This is a genomic window from Bradyrhizobium sp. Ses1 (assembly GCF_059512365.1).
Map to the genome: position 1 here is coordinate 1 of NZ_JCAMOQ010000086.1, position 18,487 is coordinate 18,487.

Consider the following 18,487-nt stretch of genomic DNA (forward strand, 5'->3'; position numbering starts at 1 on the left):
AGGCGGCTACGTAGATGTCCGTGTTGCGCAATCCAACTCGAGGTCTATCCGCCGTCATGATTTGTGACGCAGTAAGACTAAGTGTCCTGTCCCGGTAATTCGTGAGCAAAGTCGATGCAGTTTTTCGAGGATTGCGTCTGCCGTAGCGGTCCATCGGAAGGGCTGGCAGGTGGCGTTGTATGCCGTGACGAATTGATCGATCTTCCGGACGAGTTGCTTAACATTGGAGAAAGAGCCGCGGCGGATCGCCTTTTCGGTGATCAACGCAAAGAAGCGCTCCACTTGGTTAAGCCAGGAACTGTAGGTGGGAATGAAGTGCATGTGCCAACGGGGCCTGATCGCGAGCCAAGCCCTGATCTTCGGGTGGTTGTGGGTCGCGTAATTGTCGATGATGCAGTGGATATCCAGCCCCATGGGAACCGCTTTATCGATCTCGCGCAGGAACGATAGGAATTCCTGATGCCGATGACGCGGCTTGCACCTGGCGAGCACCGTCCCATCAATCACATTCAGCGCTGCGAACAACGTGGTCGTCCCGTGGCGCTTGTAGTCGTGAGTAATCCCTTCGACGTAACCGAAGCCCATGGGTAGCATTGGCTGCGTGCGCTCCAAAGCTTGGCATTGACTCTTCTCATCGACACAGATCACCAAAGCGTTGTCGGGCGGGCTCAGATACAGCCCGACGACGTCGCGCAGCTTCTCGATGAAGAAAGGATCATTGGACAGCTTGAAGCCTTCAGAGCGATGCGGTAGCAAGCCGAACGTTCGAAAATAACGCTGTACGCTGGTCTTGGAGATGCCAGTTTCGGCAGCCACGGAGCGAACGCTCCAATGTGTGGAACCATCCGATGGCTTGGTGTGCAGCGTCGTTCTAATCAGCTGCGCCACGCGTTCGTCATCGATCGTTCTCGGCGCGCCTGGGCGAACATCGTCGTAGAGGCCAGCCAGGCGCCGCTCAATGAAACGCGACCGCCACTTCCCGACCGTAGCATTGGTGAGTTGCATTCGTTGCGCGATCGCATTGTTGGGCTCGCCATCTGCACTACTCAGTATAATGCGCGCTCGACTGCTGAGCGCCGCGGGCAGCGAGCGGCTACGTGCAAACGTTTGAAGCTGCGAACGCTCTTGATCCGACAACACCAGATCAGCCTTCGGTCTGCCTATCGTCATCGCCATCTCCATCCCACAAGATCGCGAGAACGATGCAGAATTAATGCCAGTTATTTGCGGGACAGGACACTAGACGACCCCCGAGCTGGAGGCGTTTCGTTTTGGGGCGCCCAGTCCTCTTCGTCGCCGGGAACGCAAAGGAAGGGCTCCGACGAAGGGGATTACGTCGGAGCCCCAGCGGCATGGACATTCACCTCAAGGACCAAGTAACCGAACTCGTCCTATTTCGTTCCGACAGGATCCTAAAATCGTTGGGCCAGTCCGGCGCGCAGCCGAGGGAACTCGGCAGCGACCCGCACATTGAGTACCGTTCGGCAACCACGAGGGAAGTTGATGACGCCAAGCGAGAAGCGCGACATACCTTATATCTTTGGGCTCGCCTGTTTAGCGGCGGCGCTGATGATTGCGCTTGCGGCGTTCTGGCGATAGCGCCCCATCCAGCCCGGGCGCCCGACCCCGGAGAAGGCCGAACGCCCGAACGTCGGACTAGCCTTCTGCTTGCGGTCGTGGACACCGAAAGCTGTACGGCAACGGCAAGGCTCGCGGGCCGTTCCTAAAATCTAACTAACGACTTTCTCGCCTCTCGACATCGTCGGCCAGCTTTCGCCATTCATCGGCGAGTCGCTGCCAAGACTCTTTGTCGATCGGGCTGACCGACCGCTCTGCGCTGCTGGCAATCCTTAGCTCTGTCCCGGTAGTAAACTGAATCTTAGCGGACCATAATCGCTGAATGAGCAAGTCCAGCGAAGGTTCGAGCCTTGGAATGTGCCCCGGCGCAGCCGTGAGCACCGGCGCGCCGGGGCGGTGCTCCCTCTCCGCCGACCGGGGTCAGGCGGCTGAGGTCGATCAGGAAGAGGTCGCACATCAGCAAAGCACAACACGGGGCAGCAAGTGAGAGCAATTTGTGCCCGGACCCGGGATACTTTCCGGGTCCATGCGACACTGGCCGCGTGTTTGGAAATCCATAGCCTCTAGGGAATATCATCACCGCGCGTCCGACGACCGATTGAATGCGGCCGATTCAAAAAGAACGACCGATTACCGGTTGCCGCCTCTGCCTATTGATCAATAGCAACAATGATCGCCTGGACGTGCTGAAAGCACCACCCTTCCCGGGTCGCCAAATGTCGAACCTCCGCAAGCGCCTTCAAGAAGGGAGGCTGCTCCGGGATGTCAGAAAAATACTTCAGCACTTGCGGCCCCCGAGCACCTTGCCCGCCGTATTCCCGGGCAGGTCTTTTTTCATCCGGTCGCGCTCGGCGCAAAGGGTCTCGCCTTTGGCGATCATGCGGCACAGGAGGAGTTCGGCCGAGGCCGTGGAGATACCGGCTCGCTGAAGCTTCTGGATGTCTTTCCTCTGCCGTCCGACCTGGACGCGCATGTAGGCCCGACCTGGCCGGGCAAGGAACGATTTGCGGCGAGGCGCATTGGAAGCGGGCCGAATAGCCCCCAACATGATCGGCGTCCCTGGAAAACCCCGCGTGCCCCCTCGCGGGGTTTTCTCTTAAACGTCTCGTGAGCTCGGGAGACACAGCTACACTGGGGGATTGCAGGCCCAGTTTAGCGCAGCGCCCCCCGACGAACATCTTCCGTCGACGGCGGCGCTGTTGCTTTTATGAGATCAGCAGTTTGCAGCTCGTGCCCTGAACCCGGTGTGACCTGCCACTGAATTTTCATGCGGCAGCGGTTAGAGTGTCGGAGTTTTGTACGCCAAGTCGCGCGGGTGGAGCAACGGACGATCGGCGGAGCTGGTCGGGGTTGCGTAGCCGAGCGTCCGTCGGGGTGAGATGGGCGGCATAGGTCGCGGGGGTCAGGTATTTCAGCGACGAGTGAGGCCGCTGAATATTTCGTGCAGCGGATCGCCCTCGCAGCGGGAGCACACATAGCGCTCGAGCTTTATCGGCTTCCCGCAGAGCGGGCAAGGCGTCCGGACCGGATGCAGCACCACATTTGAATTTTCGCTGCCGCCACCAGCTTAGCTGCCGGCGATGCATTGACACAAGGAATCCGCAAACTTGTTGGTGGCCGGCGCGCAGCTGCCCTTCCCTAGTACCCACTTTTCTTGGATCGTGAGTCGTGATTCAAGATATGGATGATCCCCGAAGCAAGAGAAGTCCACCTTTCGCGGAAAGATCGCAAGGTGCTTGAGGCGTGTTGTCGCTCGCCGGTGACGTTGCAGCGCGATTTGAAGCGGGCGCGGATAGTTCTGTTGGCGGCGGACGGGCGCAGCACCCGCTCGATCGCCAAGGAAGTCGGCGTTCAGCCGCGGATTGTCAGCCTTTGGCGGCACCGCTATGCCGATCATGGCCTTGAAGGGCTGCAAGACAAGCCACGGCCCGGCAAGCAGCCGATCTATACGAAGGCCACCGACAAGCGGATTTTGAAGCTGCTGGATAAGCCGCCCCCGCAAGGGTTCGCACGCTGGACCGGGCCCCTGCTGGCCGAGGCGCTGGACGATGTTGACGTCCAATATGTCTGGCGGTGCCTGCGCAGCCACAAGATTGACCTTGCGGCTCGCAAGTCCTGGTGCGAGAGCAACGACCCGAACTTTACGGCCAAAGCCGCCGATGTTGTCGGCCTCTACGTCGCCCCGCCCGCGAAGGCCATTGTGCTATGCGTGGACGAGAAGCCCTCGATCCAGGCCTTGGAGCGAGCGCAGGGTTATCTGAAGTTGCCCAATGGCCGCGCCTTGACCGGCCAGAGCCACGATTACAAGCGGCATGGCACGACAACACTGTTTGCGGCGCTTGAGGTCGCCACCGGAAAGATCATCGCGGCTCATTCAAAACGTCGTCGCCGCGTCGAGTTTCTCGACTTCATGAACAGCGTCACCGCGGCTTTTCCAAACCGGAAGCTTCACGTCATCCTCGACAACCTCAACACCCACAAGAAGAACGAGCCCTGGCTCAAGGCCCACCCCAACGTGGAATTTCATTTCACGCCGACAAGTGCGTCCTGGCTCAATCAGGTCGAGGTATGGTTCTCGATCTTGCAGGGCCAGTCGCTCAGCGGCACCTCCTTCACTAGCCTCACCCAGCTTCAGGAACACATCGATGCCTACGTCAACGCGTACAACGACAAAGCCGAGCCCTTCGTCTGGACCAAGAAAAAGGTCCGTCAACGCCGCTTCACAGGGCGCCGTATCACTCAGCTCTGATTCCGGGTACTAGCCTCGCGCCCGGTGCACAGCGGCCCTCAGCTTTTCCCTCTGCTTCTCCCAGCGGGCCTCCTGGCCTGTGATCGCTTTTCGACTGCGGCGCGGTCGTCTTCGATGGCGGCCGCCCTCCGGTCGTGCTCCCGTTCGGCCTTTTCGAAAGCCGCTTGCGCCTTGTCGATCGCCCGCTGGCGCTGCTTGCGCTCCTTCTCCGCGGCCCCTCGTTACGACGCTTGCTATCCCGCCGTAACCGCTCCGTTTCGAAGGCCAGCGCCGCATTGCGATCCGCTTTGTCATCGCTCTTCCGAGGCGGATGCTTCTTTGGCTTTGCACTAGGCTTCCTTGGCCTGCGGCTGTCGGCACCACGAAGGTCCGTGGGCAGCTCGGCGTCTTGCTTGAGGGTCCGTCCGATCCGACAGGTCGCCCGAGAACGACACGAGGTTTCGCCATGGTCGCGGCGACGACGTCGGGGTCGTCGGTTTCTTTCGCGCCCCCTGATGGAAGAGGTTGCTGTCGGCCCCCCATGCGTCCAGAGCCGCCTTCATCGATCCCGCCGCAATTGCCTGGTCGAAGAAGCCCAGTGAGGTTTGGTAGGCCTTCAGTTTTCTCGGCATCGCGCCCGCGAGATAGCTGCAACCACCCAAGTTATAACTCAGCCCGTTCACCGACGTCTCGTCCCGGGTTGCCCCTTTCCAAGATCTTCGAGGCGACGTGCGTGCTCGCCAACCGACTTCTCGCGCTTTCTCGAAGACGATAACCTCACCCGGAAGCACTGAATGCCAGCCATCGACTGTCTCGACAGCTTCCGCGGAGCTTCTATTGACGCGATGCCGGCCAAGCTCGATGACCTCTGCCGCGAGCGAGATGCGCTCGCGGCGCCGGCAAATGCCGACACCAGCCTTTCGTTGCGGGGGACATTTCAGCCCGGCGGATCTGTCCGTGAACTAACGATCCTTCTTGTTGTGCTGCATCCGAGTGCCCACGATTGAGCGTGTCCAGCAACCATGAGGACCAACTCGCGCGAGCATCTCGGTTCAATCAGCGCGAGGGACCCGACCTACCTCGAGTTGCTGATCCGCAAGGATTTCGAGCGATGCCATCCTGGCGAGACGCTGGAGGATCTCAAGCGGCGCGCGACCTTTTCGAAAGGGGACACGGGCCTGCTGCGGGACTGGATGGCGGTAGCGGCCGCTCGCGGCGCAGCCGCATGCGCGGCCAAGGCATCCCCGCCCCACCCGACGATAAGATCCGCAGTTTCCGCTGATCCGTCGTCCACCGTCGCAGGCTCGATCGAAGGATCGGAGCCTCACCGCGATTTCCGGTTCAGCCCGTAAAGTGCCAGTATCGACTAGCTGCGACACGGCGGTCGCCAATTGCGCCGGCGCAAAAGGCTTCTCTATCAGGATGCTGCCAACGAGGCCCTGCGATTTGCAGTCTCCCGCGCTGGCGCCCGTCATGGAGGCCACCGGAAACCAAGGCGTAATTTCCCTGATGTTCGGCGGCAGCTCCCATCCGCTGATGCCGTCACCGAGATTGACGTCCGTCAGCAGCGCGCGACACCCCTCCCGGCCATCACGAAAAGTGGACAAGGCCGCCTCTCCCGAACGAGCTGTGCAGGCCTCGAAACCGCCGTCCGACAAGGTGTCCTCGATGAAGCTGCAGATCGGAGCTTCATCCTCCACGACCAGAACACGAACGGCCTTGCCCACTTTCAAGTCTCCTTCCCGCGCTGCGGCCGTGGGCCGCGTTCGCGGCAGGTCAGCCTCAGACAGGTCGTGCCGCCTCAAGCCACCGGCACACCGTAGTAGGCGTTCACGGAACGCGCGGTCGCGGGGTCACTCCAATTCCAACTGCTTTCGTCGGCGTATTTGGGGGCGCCGCGAAGCTGGTCCTGGGTAATTCCGGTGACGTAGCCGCCGAGGTTGGTGTCGTATTTCAGCGCCTGCCAGGGCAGCGGATAGTGATCGTCGCCGATGCCGAGCAGGCCGCCGAAGCTGAGCACCGCGTACGATACCTTGCCGCTGATCTTGTCGATCATGACGCGCTCGATGTAGCCGACCTTTTCCCCGTCGGCCCCGTACACGTTCGTACCCTCAACCTTGTCGCTTCCGATCAGGCTGAACGTCTCGCGATTTTCCATGGCCATGTTGACCTCCCGTATGTTGTCTTCTGGAGTCAACGGGGCGACGATGGCTCCGTTCCCGGCGGAAGCCTCGGTGGCGTTGTTCTCGCCGTCGGCAGCGATCGCCGCACTGGATGACGCGGCGGCGACGCGTGCCGTGAGAAGTCGACGAGCGGAGGTCGAGATGGAGCTGACCAATCTGGAACGCGATTGTCTGAGGAGGCTCCTCGGCGAATCCTGGATCAGCCCGCCGATTTCGACCATGAGATCGTGGCGCGGTTGGTGGAGCTGGGTCTCCCGGAAACCCAAGCGCTTCCATTCGGCGATATCGAATACCGCATCACTGACCTGGGGCGAGCGGCGGCTAGCAGGTAAACACAGATCGGCTGATCCAGCACGATCGTGAAGCGCGCCCAGGCCAGCGATCAACGATGGGAACCTGGCCGAGGCCGGGACGGGCGGTAGGTCCAAAAGCGGCGGCGGCATTGGTCGAGAAGGCAGCTGACTGAAATCCAAAGCCGATGACTCAGCTTCGGCATCCTTACCGTGCCAAGGCCTACTCCCGGCTGCGGACAGTCTCGCAGCGCTTGCGGTCCCGCTCCACGTGCTGATCGAGGAGGACCGCCCCACAGAGATTTCGGGCGTCGGCGAAGCCATCGCCGACATCATCACCAAGCTGCATCGTACCCGCAGCCACACCAGTTTGGAGAAGCTACGAAAGGTGGACAGTCCAACGATAACTGCGAAAGTCACCAAATGTTGTAGGTCCACTATAAGAACGACTCGCTCGGGCTATAAGAGCGACTCGATTCCGGGCTTTAAGAACGACTCGATTTGTAAGTCGATGTCCCGTCATCGAAAATCAGCGGCCAGGTTCGAAACCGAACATTAACGCCGCGAAGATTTCGCCGTGAGTACGGGAAGCGGTTTTGCGGTGATCGCAAACCATTTTTTGATCGATATCAAGTCGCCAGCAGCCGCTGGGCTGCCGGCAATACCGGCGGCGCCGATCGCGATGCTAATGCTGGTGCTGCTGGTGGTGGTGCTGCTGCTGGCGATGACGATGACGATGCCGGTGATGATGCCGGTCAGGATGATCGTCGTCATGCCGACTATGGCGCGATGATCATGCCGACGAGCAGCAGCATCATGCTGATCATCATCATGGCGCCGCCGATGATCGGCGCCGGCTTTGTCGGCCTCGTTCTTGTCGAGCCTGACTGCTAGGCTCGCGCCGCGGTGTCTTTCTTAACGAAAAGCGGCGCCGCGCTGTCTACCACTTCTTTCGGAAGCATCCTCAGCTGCTCTGCGTCGAATGGCAGGTGAGTGAGATAGTTCGCGACCAGAGCACCCACGGCTTCCGCCTGTGCTGCATCTCGTTGGCGCTTGAGCGGCTCTCTATCCGCACGACGGGACAACCAAAGTTTATGGGCGGCCCAAACCCGCGGATCTGGAGCGACGATGCGCACCGGTTCGCCTTTTTCGTCGATCGCGACCGCCTCGAAAGCCGGAGAATTCTGCAGCCAGTCGAGTCCTTCGATTTGAACGGCGGTCAGGTCTTCCGGGTCCGAGCCGATCTTATCCGGAGCCTTCTTCCAAGGAGGGCTCTGCATCGGCTTGATCAGATCGACGAGATAGCCGTCCCGGTTCACAGCCCGGAAGGTCTGCTTGGCGCGTTCGAAGCTGGTGTCGACACGTTTGAGTATCTTCAGGAGCGAGGACTCGGAGACGTCGTCGTCCGCCACGAACGTAAGCCCGCCGCGCGCGTCGAATAGAAGATCGATGTCTTCCGTCGTGGCCAAGCCCGGATCGATTCTGACGCCGGAAGAGGCCTCATAGCCGTAGATCGCGTTCGTTCCGAGAATTCGAATGCCGGAACCTAACATCCCGAAGCCGTCGAGAGCGCGCATGATCCGGGCTCCAATCAGCGGTACGCGGCCCAGTCCGAGCGCTCGATTGACCGCGGCTTGTCGCTCCATCGTGTCGCGCAAGTTCTTCAATCGGTCTCCTGCCGCAGCGCGCTTAGCCTCGAAGTCAACCTTCATCTTTTCGGTTTCGGGAGAGCGCACGCCGAGCGAGCTCTGCTTCCGGAGGCCCGCTTTGTCGTAGTAGCTCCGGACGAGGTATTCACGGCCTTTGGACTCCACCCAGGTCAGGGAACCGCGATGAGCGTCGTACGCCTCCTTGGCGTCCCGCAGGGACTGAAATCGCTGCTGACTGTTGACCACCTCGCGTCGCTGGTCATTGTTAAGCTCTTGAAAATCCATGGTTTCAACACTTGGATCTGTTTTGGGTCGCTACTGTTGAAACCGTATTTATCATTTAAAATCAATGGTTTCAACAGTTCCATGCATAATCAGGCTAAACTGTTGAGACTAGGAACTTTTATCTACTTTTGGCGGCCCCGTCATGCCGCCTTGGAGCTGATATCGAAATGGGCGTTCGGTGAACCCGAATGGGTGGGCACCGCCGAGAACCCCATGGCCAGCGCGGCCGCGATCAACATGCCATTTGCGACATAATCGCCCGTCGCACGCTCGGCATCGTGCTTCAGCCATAACTGCCCCTTGTGCGGTTGATCGTCTTGCGACGCGGATCCTTTGAAAGGAACCCGACTGCGCGAATGAACTCGGCGATGGCCTGGTCGTCCAGCATCTCCGCCCGGCTCGTTTGGAAACGCGCATCGGCCTCCTGGACAGTCTCGCCGCGGTCGCGGGCCGACCGGTATCCGAACCGGCTTAGAGCAGGCTCCAAGTCCATCGCCCGTCGAACGCCCGATTTGGCAAGCCAACGCGTCAAGCAATCAGGCGGTGCCACAAACGAGTGCTCGCGCAAATAGCCGAGAAATGCGCCTTCGTCGGCGCCGACTTCTACGGAGCCGGCGGCCAGCGCGGCGCGCATTGCGGCGTTGGTACGCCAGCCGAGACCGCGCGCAAGAGCCTCGATCCTGTGGGACGATTTGACATCCGGAAGCACCGTCCGAAGGACGGCCTTCATGTACTCCACGTCGGTGATTGTGATGGTCAACTTCATCTTCGATCCTCGGTAGGGCAGGGGTTCGCCGATTACACCACATGCCCAGATCCGGAAGGATCGGCGATCATGGTCGCGAGGGATGAAGCCGTTTGACCCGGCGACAGGTCGGAGGTGGCGAGCCCGACTCGTTGCTACCAAACCCCTGGGATTCCCGCAATAGAGCGCGGAGCGACAACGCTTCCTAGCGCGCCGAGCCGCTTTGATGCTCGGCCTTGAACGAAGCCTTGGTTACCTTATCAAGTCGAACAACTGCTCCAGGGCACGTTTATCGGTCTCCTCCTCAGCCCGCGCGACATCGCGATCCAATTGATAGATGAGGTCCGCCAGCTGTCGATCGTCCAGTGAAGGCACTAAATAGACCGCCTCGTTTTCGATCACCAGCAGAGGGACGCATTCATCGTAGTCTTGAAAGCTTCAATCAGATGCTTCGGCAGCCATCTTTCATACTCGGAGAGATCGACTCGAAATCCTCCGTCGTACTTCCTGCGAGCACAACGGCTACGCAGGAGTTCCTGATAGTCCTCGACCCGCTTCGCTCGGTCTCGAGCCAGATGCGCTTGCTTGGAGACGGCGCTCCTTAGTTCTCGGAGCGCACCTAGCTCTGCCGTTGCGGCGCAGCCTCCAAACGCGACCTATCCTCCGACGAGGGTGCGCGCTAGATAACCGTGCTTCTCGGTCAACCGGCCCTTGTGGCTCTTGATGAAGCGCGCTTCCCACACGTCGACGGCGATGCGCGATGCCACTCCCCGCAATATCTCAGACCTGACCCGCCTCAGACTAAGCGGGTGGTGCTTCGGCAGCAAGTGTAGTCCTGCATCGAAGACGTCGGTCCGCCAAAGGCGGCGTACGCGAAGGACGTTGCGGTTGAACAATGCGCAAGCCTCGTCGTGATTGTCTGTGACTTACACGATCCAATCAATCGGCCTCGAAGGCATCATCTGCCTGACCAACGTTGCAAGATTGTCGTCAGCGAATTCCGGCATGGGCACTCCATCGCTCCCGAGGTTCTGCTCTCCCTAGGACTTCCAGAAGCTTAACCCGGGGTACCGCCGGCCTTCCCGTCGGGCTGACCGTCGGTTCGTACTGAACGAATAGTGTGAACGGCGACGCACGACGTCGCCCTCGCATCACCAATTGTTTTCAATGAAAATTCACGGTCGTGCCGCGGCCTCCCGATGACTCTATTTGTAGTCATCCCGCGAAGCGGCCGTTCAAAGTTCGACCTCATCATCGCCGCTAGGAACGGGACCCAGATCGACCAACGGCACCTCCGCGCCGAAAGACACATCCCAAGCGCCCGGTCCTAAACCCAGCGCGGAGCCCTCTCCGCGCTGGGATGAAACTTTCGCTCGCGGGGGGCCAGGCCTCGTTGGCGCGAACGAGGAAACGCGACGTGCCCATCTCTCGCTTGAATTTGTGCAGACAACAATCTCCTTACATCAGTGAGCTGATCCGATACGAAGTCGAGCGACCAGCGTTCGGGGCCATCGGCACCGTCAGCGGCGCCCGGGTCCCGATCGTCCGCTTGCGGCCGCCTCGGCGAACGAACCGCGAGCCCCTCTTCCCGGTAGAGTCGAAGAGCTTCTTGTGATTGATCTGATAACACTTCCGCTTGAGCCGAACATGCAGGCGCCGATAGCTGAAGCGACGGTGCACCTCGGCGATCGCCCTCATGCGCTGGCGCAGGGCGGTATCATTTGCCAGGGTTGTCTGGTATCTGATGGTCATGCGGCAACAGCCGATGGCTTTACACGCCCGCCGTTCGCTGATCCCGTCGGCATCCATGAGATGCGCGACAGCTTTCCGCTTGGAAGCGGGCGTCACCACTTCTTTCCCAATAGGTCCTTCAGCGCCGCGTTGCCGAGCACGGCCTCGGCCAGCAGCCCCTTCTTGTCCCCCAGCGTCTTCAGCCGCTTGGCATCCGAGACCTCCATCCTGCCAAATTTGGCTTTCCATTTGTAGATTCCCCGCGTCATTGACGCCGTGCTTGCGGCACAGATCGGCAACCGAAACGCCGGCCTCCTGCTCCTTTAAAATCCCGATGATCTGCTCTTCCGAAAACCGGCTGCGCTTCATGCTATGGTCCTTGTCTTGGGCCAGAGCGAATTTCAATCTGAATAGTCCGTGGGGGGTCACGTGGGGCAAGGTCACAACCTTTCTCGATCGCAAACCTGAGCGACCGCGACCTGTACACTCCCAGGTTGTGTGTCAGAAAGTAGGGCCATAAGACAATCATGCCATGAGGCCTTTACCTTCCTCGTTCCCTAAGGAGAGTGTAGATGAACCGCAAGACTAAGCCGCGTAGCTCATATTGCGTTCGCCAGCCTGATGTTCGTTACCATGTCTTCGACTATCAAGGTCATAACGCGCACGCTTTCTCCGCTGGCGGTGACTGTCCGCAGCTTGACGTCGATCCCCTACTTCTTCTCCTTAAACATGTTCGCATAGACGTCCGTTCTTTTGTTCGAAGAGGAGCAGTTTCTGAGATCGGTATTTAGTTATCCGCGGTTTGTGGCATTTGTCGCTTGTGCATCGAAGCTCCCGCTAACGGTAGTTTCCTCAAGATTCTACACCTCACCTATCTGGTCCTTGCTGTTATCGACACTCGTGTTGAAGGAGCGGCACGGCGTCACGCCGATCATTGCGTGGACTTTCGGGTTTTTAGGCATGCTTGCCATAGTTCAACCGAGCGTCAGCAGCGTAGACGCCTGGACTGTCATCGGCTTGATTGGGGCGGCCCGACAGCCTCGCCGTGATGATCATAAGCGAACGGCAGGCGTGCAGAGTGCTGGGAGCAGCTCTCACATGGATACGCTACGCCGCCAGAGATCCGCCGCCAGTGCGGCTACCTTCGTATCCTAGTGCTGATTCGCCGCGAGGGACTTCTCATGAACCACGAGACGTTTCGTCGCCTCTATCGCGAGAGACGGCTGCAAGTCCGCCAGCGTCGGATGAATACCGCCTCATTCATGCAGCCATCCGGTAATGGCGAGTCGAGCGCCCCGCGCAAAGGGGGGTACGTACACTACAGAATGTGGTCGCGGCACCGCGAACAACAAGAGGGTATTGTAAGTGGGTGGAATGCATATGGGCAGATCATGATCGCTCCAGAAGCAAGTCTGTCCGCCCCAGTCATTATTCCATCGCTGTGTGAGATTGAGAGAGTAGGCAACCTTGCGAACTCCGGGTGTTCCATGTGGCTGCTTATCGGTATGACTTGTTAGAAAGTGTCCGGCTTCGAATCGCGAAGCAAACCCGTCGATATGGATAAACTCGCGATGCCCGGTCACATCCGCAACAATGTGTCGGAACGTCGCGTTAGTTAGGTATTCAGCAATTGTGCGGAGAACACCAGCCGCGCAACCAGCACGCAGTCGTTCCACCAGCGGATAACTCTTGAACAAATACTGGAATGATGCATTGGAACTGTACGGCTGGCGCCCGTTAGGACGAGAGCGCTCCCAATCCTTCGAGTCGAGACAGACCGGCTTTCCGTCCGGCTCGATAAATACAACCGACCATGCATCGAAGGATTGGAGAGCTTCCGACGCGGCCGAGGCTGCATCAGGCAGTAGAAAATCTGTTATCCTGGCGAAGCCGCATGCTTGGAATGACGCTCGAATTTCAGCTCGACGTTCTATTGTCAAATCGCATTCAGAAAGCCGGAGCATCGAGTAACTCCTCACTGAGGCGCTGCTACCGCCGCAGGCAATTTTGGCGGTAGCAGCAAGCGATGGGACATGGATACTTAGGACGCATTGGCCTTCAGCGAAACGACCTTACCCAGCTTGCGATCCTCTGTCTTGTCGATCCATTCCGACACGAGATGACGAAGTTGGGGCCTTGAATTTCCGACATAGTCCTTCAACGCCCTCCAATTATTCTCTGCAAGAAACTGCCGTATTCTGCCAGTCTCCTCAGAAGAAAGGGGAATATCCATGTGGAATTCCAAGACCGTTTCTTCTACTGGCGTGGCGTAGTCGGTTTTAAGGATCAGGTTTGGTACTGATGAGCCCATTTGCTAGCTCCTATCTTTACTGCGCGTTTCGTTTTGGCCATCTCGGCCAAGATGAAGTGTAGACGGTCTGAGTCCCGCAAAAACCTCCAAGAATGGGTAGAGTCCAGCAGCTGGGAAGGCGTGGACCCCATGAAGTCAAGTCGGTTCACGGACGAGCAGATCATTGGGATTGTGCGGGAACAGGAGAAGATAGCGGCGACGGCCGATTTCTGCCGCAAGCACGGGATCTCCAGCGCGACGCTCTACAAGTGGAAGGCCAAGTACGGCGGCCTGGCAGTGTCAGACGCCGAGCGGCTCGAGGCGTTGGAGGACGAGAACGCCAAGCTGAAGACGCTCTTGGCCGAGCGATGCTCGATGAGCCATGCTCAAGGACGTGCGTAAAAAATGGTGATGCCCGCCGTAAGGCGAGAGGCCGTCGCTCATCTGCGGACACCTTACGAGGTGAGCGAAACGCGGGCGAGCAAGTCCTGGGGGCAGAGACCGCATATCAGTGCGCTATCGCAGCCGGCGAGCTGACGATGCGTTCGTACGTAGCCGCCTGCGCGAACTGGCGGCGATCCGCCGGCGGCTCGGCATTCTCGCTAAACGCGCACGCATCGGCGTCAAAAACGGGAGGTAAGCCGCAGGAGCGCTTTACGGACGTTCGGATCTTACCGTGGATTTCAGCTCTTGACGCCTAGTGCCCAATCCTTGGCAACATACCAACATCGTCCCTTTGCCCGACGCTTCCAATAGAGAGTCGAAACGTTTCGCCATCCCTCGGAGGCAAGTGCCTTCCTCAACCGTCTCTCCTCAGACGTTTCGACCACAGCATCGCCTCCCTCCGCGAAAACAAATGACACTTCGCGTAATGCCTCGGCCATAAACTCTTTTCTCCGACGTGTGACTAGCAATGCAACAGCATGCATCGCATGTCGCCCTACAAACCGCGCTTCGCGTTCGGGAACTCCAAGAGGAAATAGAAGACGTCCGCCCTCCTTTAAGTTTTCGACCCAGGTGATGGCTGGTCGGCTTACCGCAAAATTGACGTAAATGAGATCAGCCGATGGAATTGCGCAGTCTTTGCCATCGGCATTCAAGACGTCGACGTTCCTCCAAAGTCTCAGGTTCTTCTTTGCGAGTTTTGCCAATGACCTGTCATATTCGATAGCCAACACTCGCCCCTCTTTGCCGACAAGTTCGGCTAAAATGGCGCTGAAATAGCCCGTTCCCGCTCCTACGTGGACAACTGTCGCCCCCCTTAGCGGTCCGACTCTGTGCATCAGCCACGCGTGAAGCGACGGACTGCCATTGTTGACGCCACGCTTTGGATCAAGGGAGATGACAACATCTTGGTAGATGAGGCTGGGGTCGTTGGTAGGCAAACGCAAATGAGGGGCCCAGGGAGTCACTGCGTGCCACCGACGGCCCCCAAGAAAGTGTTCTCGCGAAACAGTCGCAAATGCCTTCTCTAACATCTTGTCGCTGTCGGCCCCGACCATCGCCAGAATTTGCCGGGCATACAGTCGTCTTACTTCGCTGATCTTCATGGCTCTACCCTTAGTGTTGCAAAAGTGACGGACTCAAAACATGCACCCGGGCCTAGGTCACAATGTAAGGTAAGGTCTCGCAGTTAAGCGAAGCCAAATGATTTTGGGTTCTGTGTGCTTGAGGCGACCTCGTTGGTGCTTGCCACATCTTACTTCGATCACGTTGGATAGGTGGCAAACCACTGCTGCACTGACGTTCTTGAGGAATGTCCAGCGTGAGAGAATCTCGCACGATCAAAACCTTTCCCGATCCTTTCAGAGCGACGGCATCCGCTGCGACGGGCTCGCGTCCGGCTAAAATTTTGCCGCTTGAAGCCCCATTTTTTCTGCATGGTCAGACTTCGGATCACCAACGTGGAGCGCGCGAATCGGAACTTTGCCGGGCGGCAGGCCTTCGAGTGCGGCATGCAGACGTTTTTCCGCCTCACCATCGCGTCCACCCATGCAAGGATAGATGGCGACGCCACCAATTGAGGAGGCTTCGTACCGGTTTCGACGTCGGATCACGCGAAGAAGCCCCTCGAGGATTCGTCGGTCAGCGCATCAGAAGCCGGCCGCCTTCGACAAGGCGATCGAGCCAGAGGCGCGACGGGTGGGTGGATCCGGCGAACACGACGACGACGTCAAGTTCACTAACATCCACCGTCCGGCCCTCGCCTGAGACGACATTGACCTGCGGCCAGTTCGCGAGGTTCGCTCGGGCCTGCGCGGCCAGCATTGGGTCGGCTTCAACTGCCGTCACGCGACCAGTGATCCGACAATCTCAGCCAGCACCGCCGAATAGTACCCGGTCCCGGCACGACCTGGAGTACGCGATCGCCGCGCGCGATGTCGAGATGCTCCAAAGTTGCGGGCCCAGAAGCTGGGCATCCCATTATTGAGGTTGCGGCTCACATCGATCGTCACGAGGACGTCATGATAGAGCCAGCGCGGATAGGTATCGGGGTCAGGAATGCGTCGCTGTACGGTCCGAGATGATGCGCCACGGTCCGGGGCTGACGAATGCTCGCCTGGAACAGACGCAAATGCCTCGACCAGATGGGGCTTACGCAGGACCGGGACTTCGTACCGCAGGTCTCCGGCATACCAGCGGCGCGCCGCTGCCAACGTGTCGTCCATGAAGGCTCTCCTGTTGCGATACAGACGATACGTCTGAGGTCCGCCCACGCGGACACGTCAAAAAAATTTTCATCCGCTGTCCGCACTTGGCCCGGTGAAGCGCATAATGGTTTGACCATGGAACGATTGACGATAGCTCCCAAGGCTGATGACGCGGTTGCTCGCGCGGCCGATGTCGCGTCCGCCATCGATGCACTGTCCGATCTCGAACTCGTGCGGTTAAAAGCTCTGGCCCGGTTGTGGAGCCGCGACTTGCCGGGAGGACTGGGCTGGAGCGACATCCTCCACGAGGCGATCGCACGCGTCCTCGATGGCTCGCGCCCCTGGCCGCCCGAAGTACCCATTCTGGCGTTCCTGTCGGGCGTCATGCGCAGCATCTGCAACGACCATTGGCGGCGTGCGCGGCTCGAGCAAAGGCTGCTTGTGAGCCGCGATGATCCGGAACAGCGAAGCTGGCCCAGTGAGCAGGCCGATGAGGTGCCCGATCCGGAGCGGGTCCTGGCCGCCGCACAGGCGCTGGCCAACGTCTATCGGTTGTTCGAAGCCGATCCGCCGGCGCTTAAGATCATCGCCGGCATGGCCGACGGCTTGGCGGCCAGAGAGATCTGCAAGGTCCACGATATGTCCGAGCTCGACTACGACACGACGCGGCGGCGGATGCGACGCGCCTTGCTGCGCGATCAACGGAACTGGAGCAAGTGATGACACGCTGGCACCCAAGTCTCGATCTGGCCCGCCTGCTCGAAGCACTGAGCAAGGAAATCCTCGCTGCGACCGATAAGGAGGTACGGCAGACATCCGCCCTGCAAGGATGGACAATCGCTAACACCGCCCTCGAGGTCAGAGAGGTGATCAAGGCCGCGCACCGGGACGTGACTGGGAGTCTCGATCGTAATTTTGGTCTGAACGAAGATCTGAGCGAACCTGGTGCCAGGCTGCGGCCGCCCCGTGGGGGCCGCGGCTCGTCGCACAATCAGCGGCATTGAACGAGCCCGAGGGCACCTGGTCCTCGGAATTTGCGGCTTGGCGAGGCGAAAGATTACTTCGGCTCGTGCAGCACCATCGCCCTACGAAGGGTTCGGCTCGAGCTTAGGAGAGCGACGAGGCCGACAGTCATCAGCAGCACGCCAAGCCAAGCCCATCCCCGCCCGTCATCGCCCGCCTCGGCGATGGGAAAGGCGACCGGCGCCGCCGAAGGCGCGGAGGACGCAACCACGTCACTGACAGCCGGCGCGGCCGCCAGAAGTGTCTCCACGTCGATCTGACGCGGCCTGGAATGGTCGGGCGTGAGCTGGTCGTCCGCGCGGTTGGAAATGGCTGCCGAGGGCACGAGGGTCGCGATTCCGGTACCGAGCACGGGACCGGCATCGACGACCTCGAGTGTGGGCGCGGCCGGCTGAGACGTTTCCGCCGCTGTGGAGCGCAGCAGCTCCGCGCGCGCATCGACCGCCGCCTTCTGCTTGCGCCCTGCAGTCTCGTTTGCCTCGAGCGTGGCGAGGTGATGTTTTGCGACGCGCCGATGAGCCCGCTTCTTCACCGTCGCGATCCCCTCGGCCGCCTGGAACCAGCATTTGCGGTGGCCCTCCAACCGATAGACCCAGTGCTGGCCGTCGGCCGTCGACCTGCCCGGTCGCGGCAAGCACTCTGCTTCCGCGGGAGCGGGTCGAGTGGCTTCCGCGGGAGCGGCATTGAACAAGGTAGCGAAAGGATTCGCCGACGCAGGTGACGTTGGGAAACTGGCAAGGAACACAAAAGCGGCAAAGCAAAATCGCAAATGACCGGACATGGAAAACCCCGGTGCTGCGCCCCACCCCGCGCACGACCTTTGACCCTGACCTCGGTCGGATTGCGACCTAATTCTGGCAATGCGGTGGATTCATGCCGGCCCGCAGCGAGATCGGGACCCGAATTCAGAGCGTTCCTGCAGCCGGGCGAGCCGACGTGGAAGGAACAGCACTCCCGACAGCTCGTTCTCGCTTCCAGAGGAGACCACATGATAGATCGACCGACCAAAGAGCAGCTCTCCGAGCTCAAGAGGCTCAGCAGGGAAGCGCGTGTACCCGACGAGTCAGAGACCGTTACCTCCCGCGAAGAGGCTGAGGTGCGGATCCGTGACCTGAAGGACAAGGCCCGAAACGGAGTGACTGGCGGCCACCGCCGGCGGATGCGTGCGCCCTGTGTCAGCTTCTATTTGCCTGCCGCGGATAAGGTCCCGCCTTGCGCCACGGGTTCGGCGAGTTCGTATTACTCATAGGTCAGAAATATAGGCGACATTGTTGCGGCGTTGGTGTATGCTATCGGCATGAAACGCGACGGCCGACAACTTGACCATCGAACCC

17 protein-coding genes and 3 pseudogenes are annotated in these 18,487 nt (G+C 59.7%); 5 read left to right on the top strand and 15 right to left on the bottom strand.

Translation table 11 applies throughout. The features are described from left to right. Window positions 1-54: 54 nt before the first annotated feature. The 3 genes and pseudogenes from AC5ZG5_RS43600 to AC5ZG5_RS43610 form a co-directional block, all read right to left on the bottom strand. The gene (locus tag AC5ZG5_RS43600) at window positions 55-1,170 is read right to left on the bottom strand and encodes an IS630 family transposase (protein WP_496165530.1); all 1,116 of its coding nucleotides are present in this window, start codon (window positions 1,168-1,170) and stop codon (window positions 55-57) included. A 1,186-nt stretch (window positions 1,171-2,356) separates the two neighbouring features. Continuing rightward, entirely contained in the window at window positions 2,357-2,551 is a 195-nt protein-coding gene (locus AC5ZG5_RS43605; RefSeq protein ID WP_456647227.1) for a hypothetical protein, read from the bottom strand. 292 nt (window positions 2,552-2,843) lie between these two features. Then, window positions 2,844-3,017: pseudogene (locus AC5ZG5_RS43610) on the bottom strand (IS3 family transposase); the annotation flags it as partial. 245 nt (window positions 3,018-3,262) lie between these two features. Here AC5ZG5_RS43610 and AC5ZG5_RS43615 point away from each other — a divergent pair. Together AC5ZG5_RS43615 and AC5ZG5_RS43620 are read left to right on the top strand one after the other, a co-directional pair. Then, window positions 3,263-4,327, top strand: coding sequence for an IS630 family transposase (locus AC5ZG5_RS43615; protein ID WP_496165531.1), 1,065 nt, complete (start codon window positions 3,263-3,265; stop codon window positions 4,325-4,327). A 773-nt stretch (window positions 4,328-5,100) separates the two neighbouring features. Continuing rightward, window positions 5,101-5,313, top strand: a complete 213-nt coding sequence (locus AC5ZG5_RS43620; RefSeq protein ID WP_456646907.1) for a hypothetical protein — start codon at window positions 5,101-5,103, stop codon at window positions 5,311-5,313. A gap of 45 nt (window positions 5,314-5,358) precedes the next feature. Here the strand turns inward: AC5ZG5_RS43620 and AC5ZG5_RS43625 are convergent, their stop codons facing one another. The 8 genes and pseudogenes from AC5ZG5_RS43625 to AC5ZG5_RS43660 all read right to left on the bottom strand — a co-directional run bounded on the left by AC5ZG5_RS43625 (window position 5,359) and on the right by AC5ZG5_RS43660 (window position 13,500). Further along, window positions 5,359-6,033 (bottom strand): response regulator, encoded by a 675-nt coding sequence (locus AC5ZG5_RS43625; protein ID WP_456646910.1) that lies wholly within the window; start codon window positions 6,031-6,033, stop codon window positions 5,359-5,361. A gap of 74 nt (window positions 6,034-6,107) precedes the next feature. Beyond that, window positions 6,108-6,470 carry a PRC-barrel domain-containing protein gene (locus AC5ZG5_RS43630; protein WP_456646909.1) on the bottom strand — a complete coding sequence of 121 codons (363 nt, stop codon included), beginning with the start codon at window positions 6,468-6,470 and terminating at the stop codon, window positions 6,108-6,110. Window positions 6,471-7,334: 864 nt separating this feature from the next. Then, window positions 7,335-7,553, bottom strand: a complete 219-nt coding sequence (locus AC5ZG5_RS43635; RefSeq protein WP_456646906.1) for a hypothetical protein — start codon at window positions 7,551-7,553, stop codon at window positions 7,335-7,337. Between the two features lie 116 nt (window positions 7,554-7,669). After that, the gene (locus tag AC5ZG5_RS43640; RefSeq protein ID WP_456646905.1) at window positions 7,670-8,713 is read right to left on the bottom strand and encodes a GSU2403 family nucleotidyltransferase fold protein; all 1,044 of its coding nucleotides are present in this window, start codon (window positions 8,711-8,713) and stop codon (window positions 7,670-7,672) included. A 283-nt stretch (window positions 8,714-8,996) separates the two neighbouring features. Next, window positions 8,997-9,479 carry a hypothetical protein gene (locus AC5ZG5_RS43645; RefSeq protein ID WP_456646904.1) on the bottom strand — a complete coding sequence of 161 codons (483 nt, stop codon included), beginning with the start codon at window positions 9,477-9,479 and terminating at the stop codon, window positions 8,997-8,999. A 1,432-nt stretch (window positions 9,480-10,911) separates the two neighbouring features. Further along, window positions 10,912-11,558: pseudogene (locus AC5ZG5_RS43650) on the bottom strand (transposase); the annotation flags it as partial. An 887-nt stretch (window positions 11,559-12,445) separates the two neighbouring features. Further along, window positions 12,446-13,153, bottom strand: a complete 708-nt coding sequence (locus AC5ZG5_RS43655; RefSeq protein ID WP_456646903.1) for a 2OG-Fe(II) oxygenase — start codon at window positions 13,151-13,153, stop codon at window positions 12,446-12,448. Between the two features lie 77 nt (window positions 13,154-13,230). Then, entirely contained in the window at window positions 13,231-13,500 is a 270-nt protein-coding gene (locus AC5ZG5_RS43660; RefSeq protein WP_456646902.1) for a hypothetical protein, read from the bottom strand. 129 nt (window positions 13,501-13,629) lie between these two features. Here AC5ZG5_RS43660 and AC5ZG5_RS43665 point away from each other — a divergent pair. Beyond that, window positions 13,630-14,074: pseudogene (locus AC5ZG5_RS43665) on the top strand (transposase); the annotation flags it as partial. An 88-nt stretch (window positions 14,075-14,162) separates the two neighbouring features. Here AC5ZG5_RS43665 and AC5ZG5_RS43670 read toward each other — a convergent pair. From AC5ZG5_RS43670 to AC5ZG5_RS43680, 3 genes are all read right to left on the bottom strand, one after another. Next, on the bottom strand, window positions 14,163-15,029 hold the full coding sequence (locus AC5ZG5_RS43670) for a protein-L-isoaspartate O-methyltransferase family protein (protein WP_456646901.1): 867 nt from the start codon (window positions 15,027-15,029) through the stop codon (window positions 14,163-14,165). 535 nt (window positions 15,030-15,564) lie between these two features. Beyond that, complete coding sequence (locus AC5ZG5_RS43675) at window positions 15,565-15,771, bottom strand: hypothetical protein (RefSeq protein ID WP_496165532.1); 207 nt, start codon at window positions 15,769-15,771, stop codon at window positions 15,565-15,567. Next, on the bottom strand, window positions 15,768-16,148 hold the full coding sequence (locus AC5ZG5_RS43680) for a hypothetical protein (RefSeq protein WP_456646898.1): 381 nt from the start codon (window positions 16,146-16,148) through the stop codon (window positions 15,768-15,770). Before AC5ZG5_RS43680 ends, AC5ZG5_RS43675 begins: the two co-directional genes overlap by 4 nt. A gap of 117 nt (window positions 16,149-16,265) precedes the next feature. On the opposite strand from AC5ZG5_RS43680, the gene AC5ZG5_RS43685 reads away from it, so the two are divergent. Together AC5ZG5_RS43685 and AC5ZG5_RS43690 are read left to right on the top strand one after the other, a co-directional pair. Then, window positions 16,266-16,850: an RNA polymerase sigma factor gene (locus AC5ZG5_RS43685; RefSeq protein ID WP_456646897.1), complete on the top strand. Its 585-nt coding sequence runs from the start codon at window positions 16,266-16,268 to the stop codon at window positions 16,848-16,850. Beyond that, window positions 16,850-17,134 carry a hypothetical protein gene (locus tag AC5ZG5_RS43690; RefSeq protein ID WP_456646896.1) on the top strand — a complete coding sequence of 95 codons (285 nt, stop codon included), beginning with the start codon at window positions 16,850-16,852 and terminating at the stop codon, window positions 17,132-17,134. The genes AC5ZG5_RS43685 and AC5ZG5_RS43690 overlap by 1 nt, the downstream gene beginning before the upstream one ends. A gap of 53 nt (window positions 17,135-17,187) precedes the next feature. Here AC5ZG5_RS43690 and AC5ZG5_RS43695 read toward each other — a convergent pair whose 3' ends face one another. Further along, window positions 17,188-17,787 (bottom strand): hypothetical protein, encoded by a 600-nt coding sequence (locus tag AC5ZG5_RS43695; RefSeq protein ID WP_456646895.1) that lies wholly within the window; start codon window positions 17,785-17,787, stop codon window positions 17,188-17,190. Between the last annotated feature and the right edge of the window lie 700 nt (window positions 17,788-18,487).

Bases quoted from the DNA above. Each gene is read 5' to 3' on its own strand.
- AC5ZG5_RS43600 (WP_496165530.1), bottom strand. From the start codon at position 1,170: ATGACGATAGGCAGACCGAAGGCTGATCTGGTGTTGTCGGATCAAGAG.
- AC5ZG5_RS43605 (WP_456647227.1), bottom strand. From the start codon at position 2,551: ATGCGCGTCCAGGTCGGACGGCAGAGGAAAGACATCCAGAAGCTTCAG.
- AC5ZG5_RS43615 (WP_496165531.1), top strand. From the start codon at position 3,263: ATGATCCCCGAAGCAAGAGAAGTCCACCTTTCGCGGAAAGATCGCAAG.
- AC5ZG5_RS43620 (WP_456646907.1), top strand. From the start codon at position 5,101: ATGCCAGCCATCGACTGTCTCGACAGCTTCCGCGGAGCTTCTATTGAC.
- AC5ZG5_RS43630 (WP_456646909.1), bottom strand. From the start codon at position 6,470: ATGGCCATGGAAAATCGCGAGACGTTCAGCCTGATCGGAAGCGACAAG.
- AC5ZG5_RS43635 (WP_456646906.1), bottom strand. From the start codon at position 7,553: ATGACGACGATCATCCTGACCGGCATCATCACCGGCATCGTCATCGTC.
- AC5ZG5_RS43640 (WP_456646905.1), bottom strand. From the start codon at position 8,713: ATGGATTTTCAAGAGCTTAACAATGACCAGCGACGCGAGGTGGTCAAC.
- AC5ZG5_RS43645 (WP_456646904.1), bottom strand. From the start codon at position 9,479: ATGAAGTTGACCATCACAATCACCGACGTGGAGTACATGAAGGCCGTC.
- AC5ZG5_RS43655 (WP_456646903.1), bottom strand. From the start codon at position 13,153: ATGCTCCGGCTTTCTGAATGCGATTTGACAATAGAACGTCGAGCTGAA.
- AC5ZG5_RS43660 (WP_456646902.1), bottom strand. From the start codon at position 13,500: ATGGGCTCATCAGTACCAAACCTGATCCTTAAAACCGACTACGCCACG.
- AC5ZG5_RS43670 (WP_456646901.1), bottom strand. From the start codon at position 15,029: ATGAAGATCAGCGAAGTAAGACGACTGTATGCCCGGCAAATTCTGGCG.
- AC5ZG5_RS43680 (WP_456646898.1), bottom strand. From the start codon at position 16,148: ATGGACGACACGTTGGCAGCGGCGCGCCGCTGGTATGCCGGAGACCTG.
- AC5ZG5_RS43685 (WP_456646897.1), top strand. From the start codon at position 16,266: ATGGAACGATTGACGATAGCTCCCAAGGCTGATGACGCGGTTGCTCGC.
- AC5ZG5_RS43690 (WP_456646896.1), top strand. From the start codon at position 16,850: ATGACACGCTGGCACCCAAGTCTCGATCTGGCCCGCCTGCTCGAAGCA.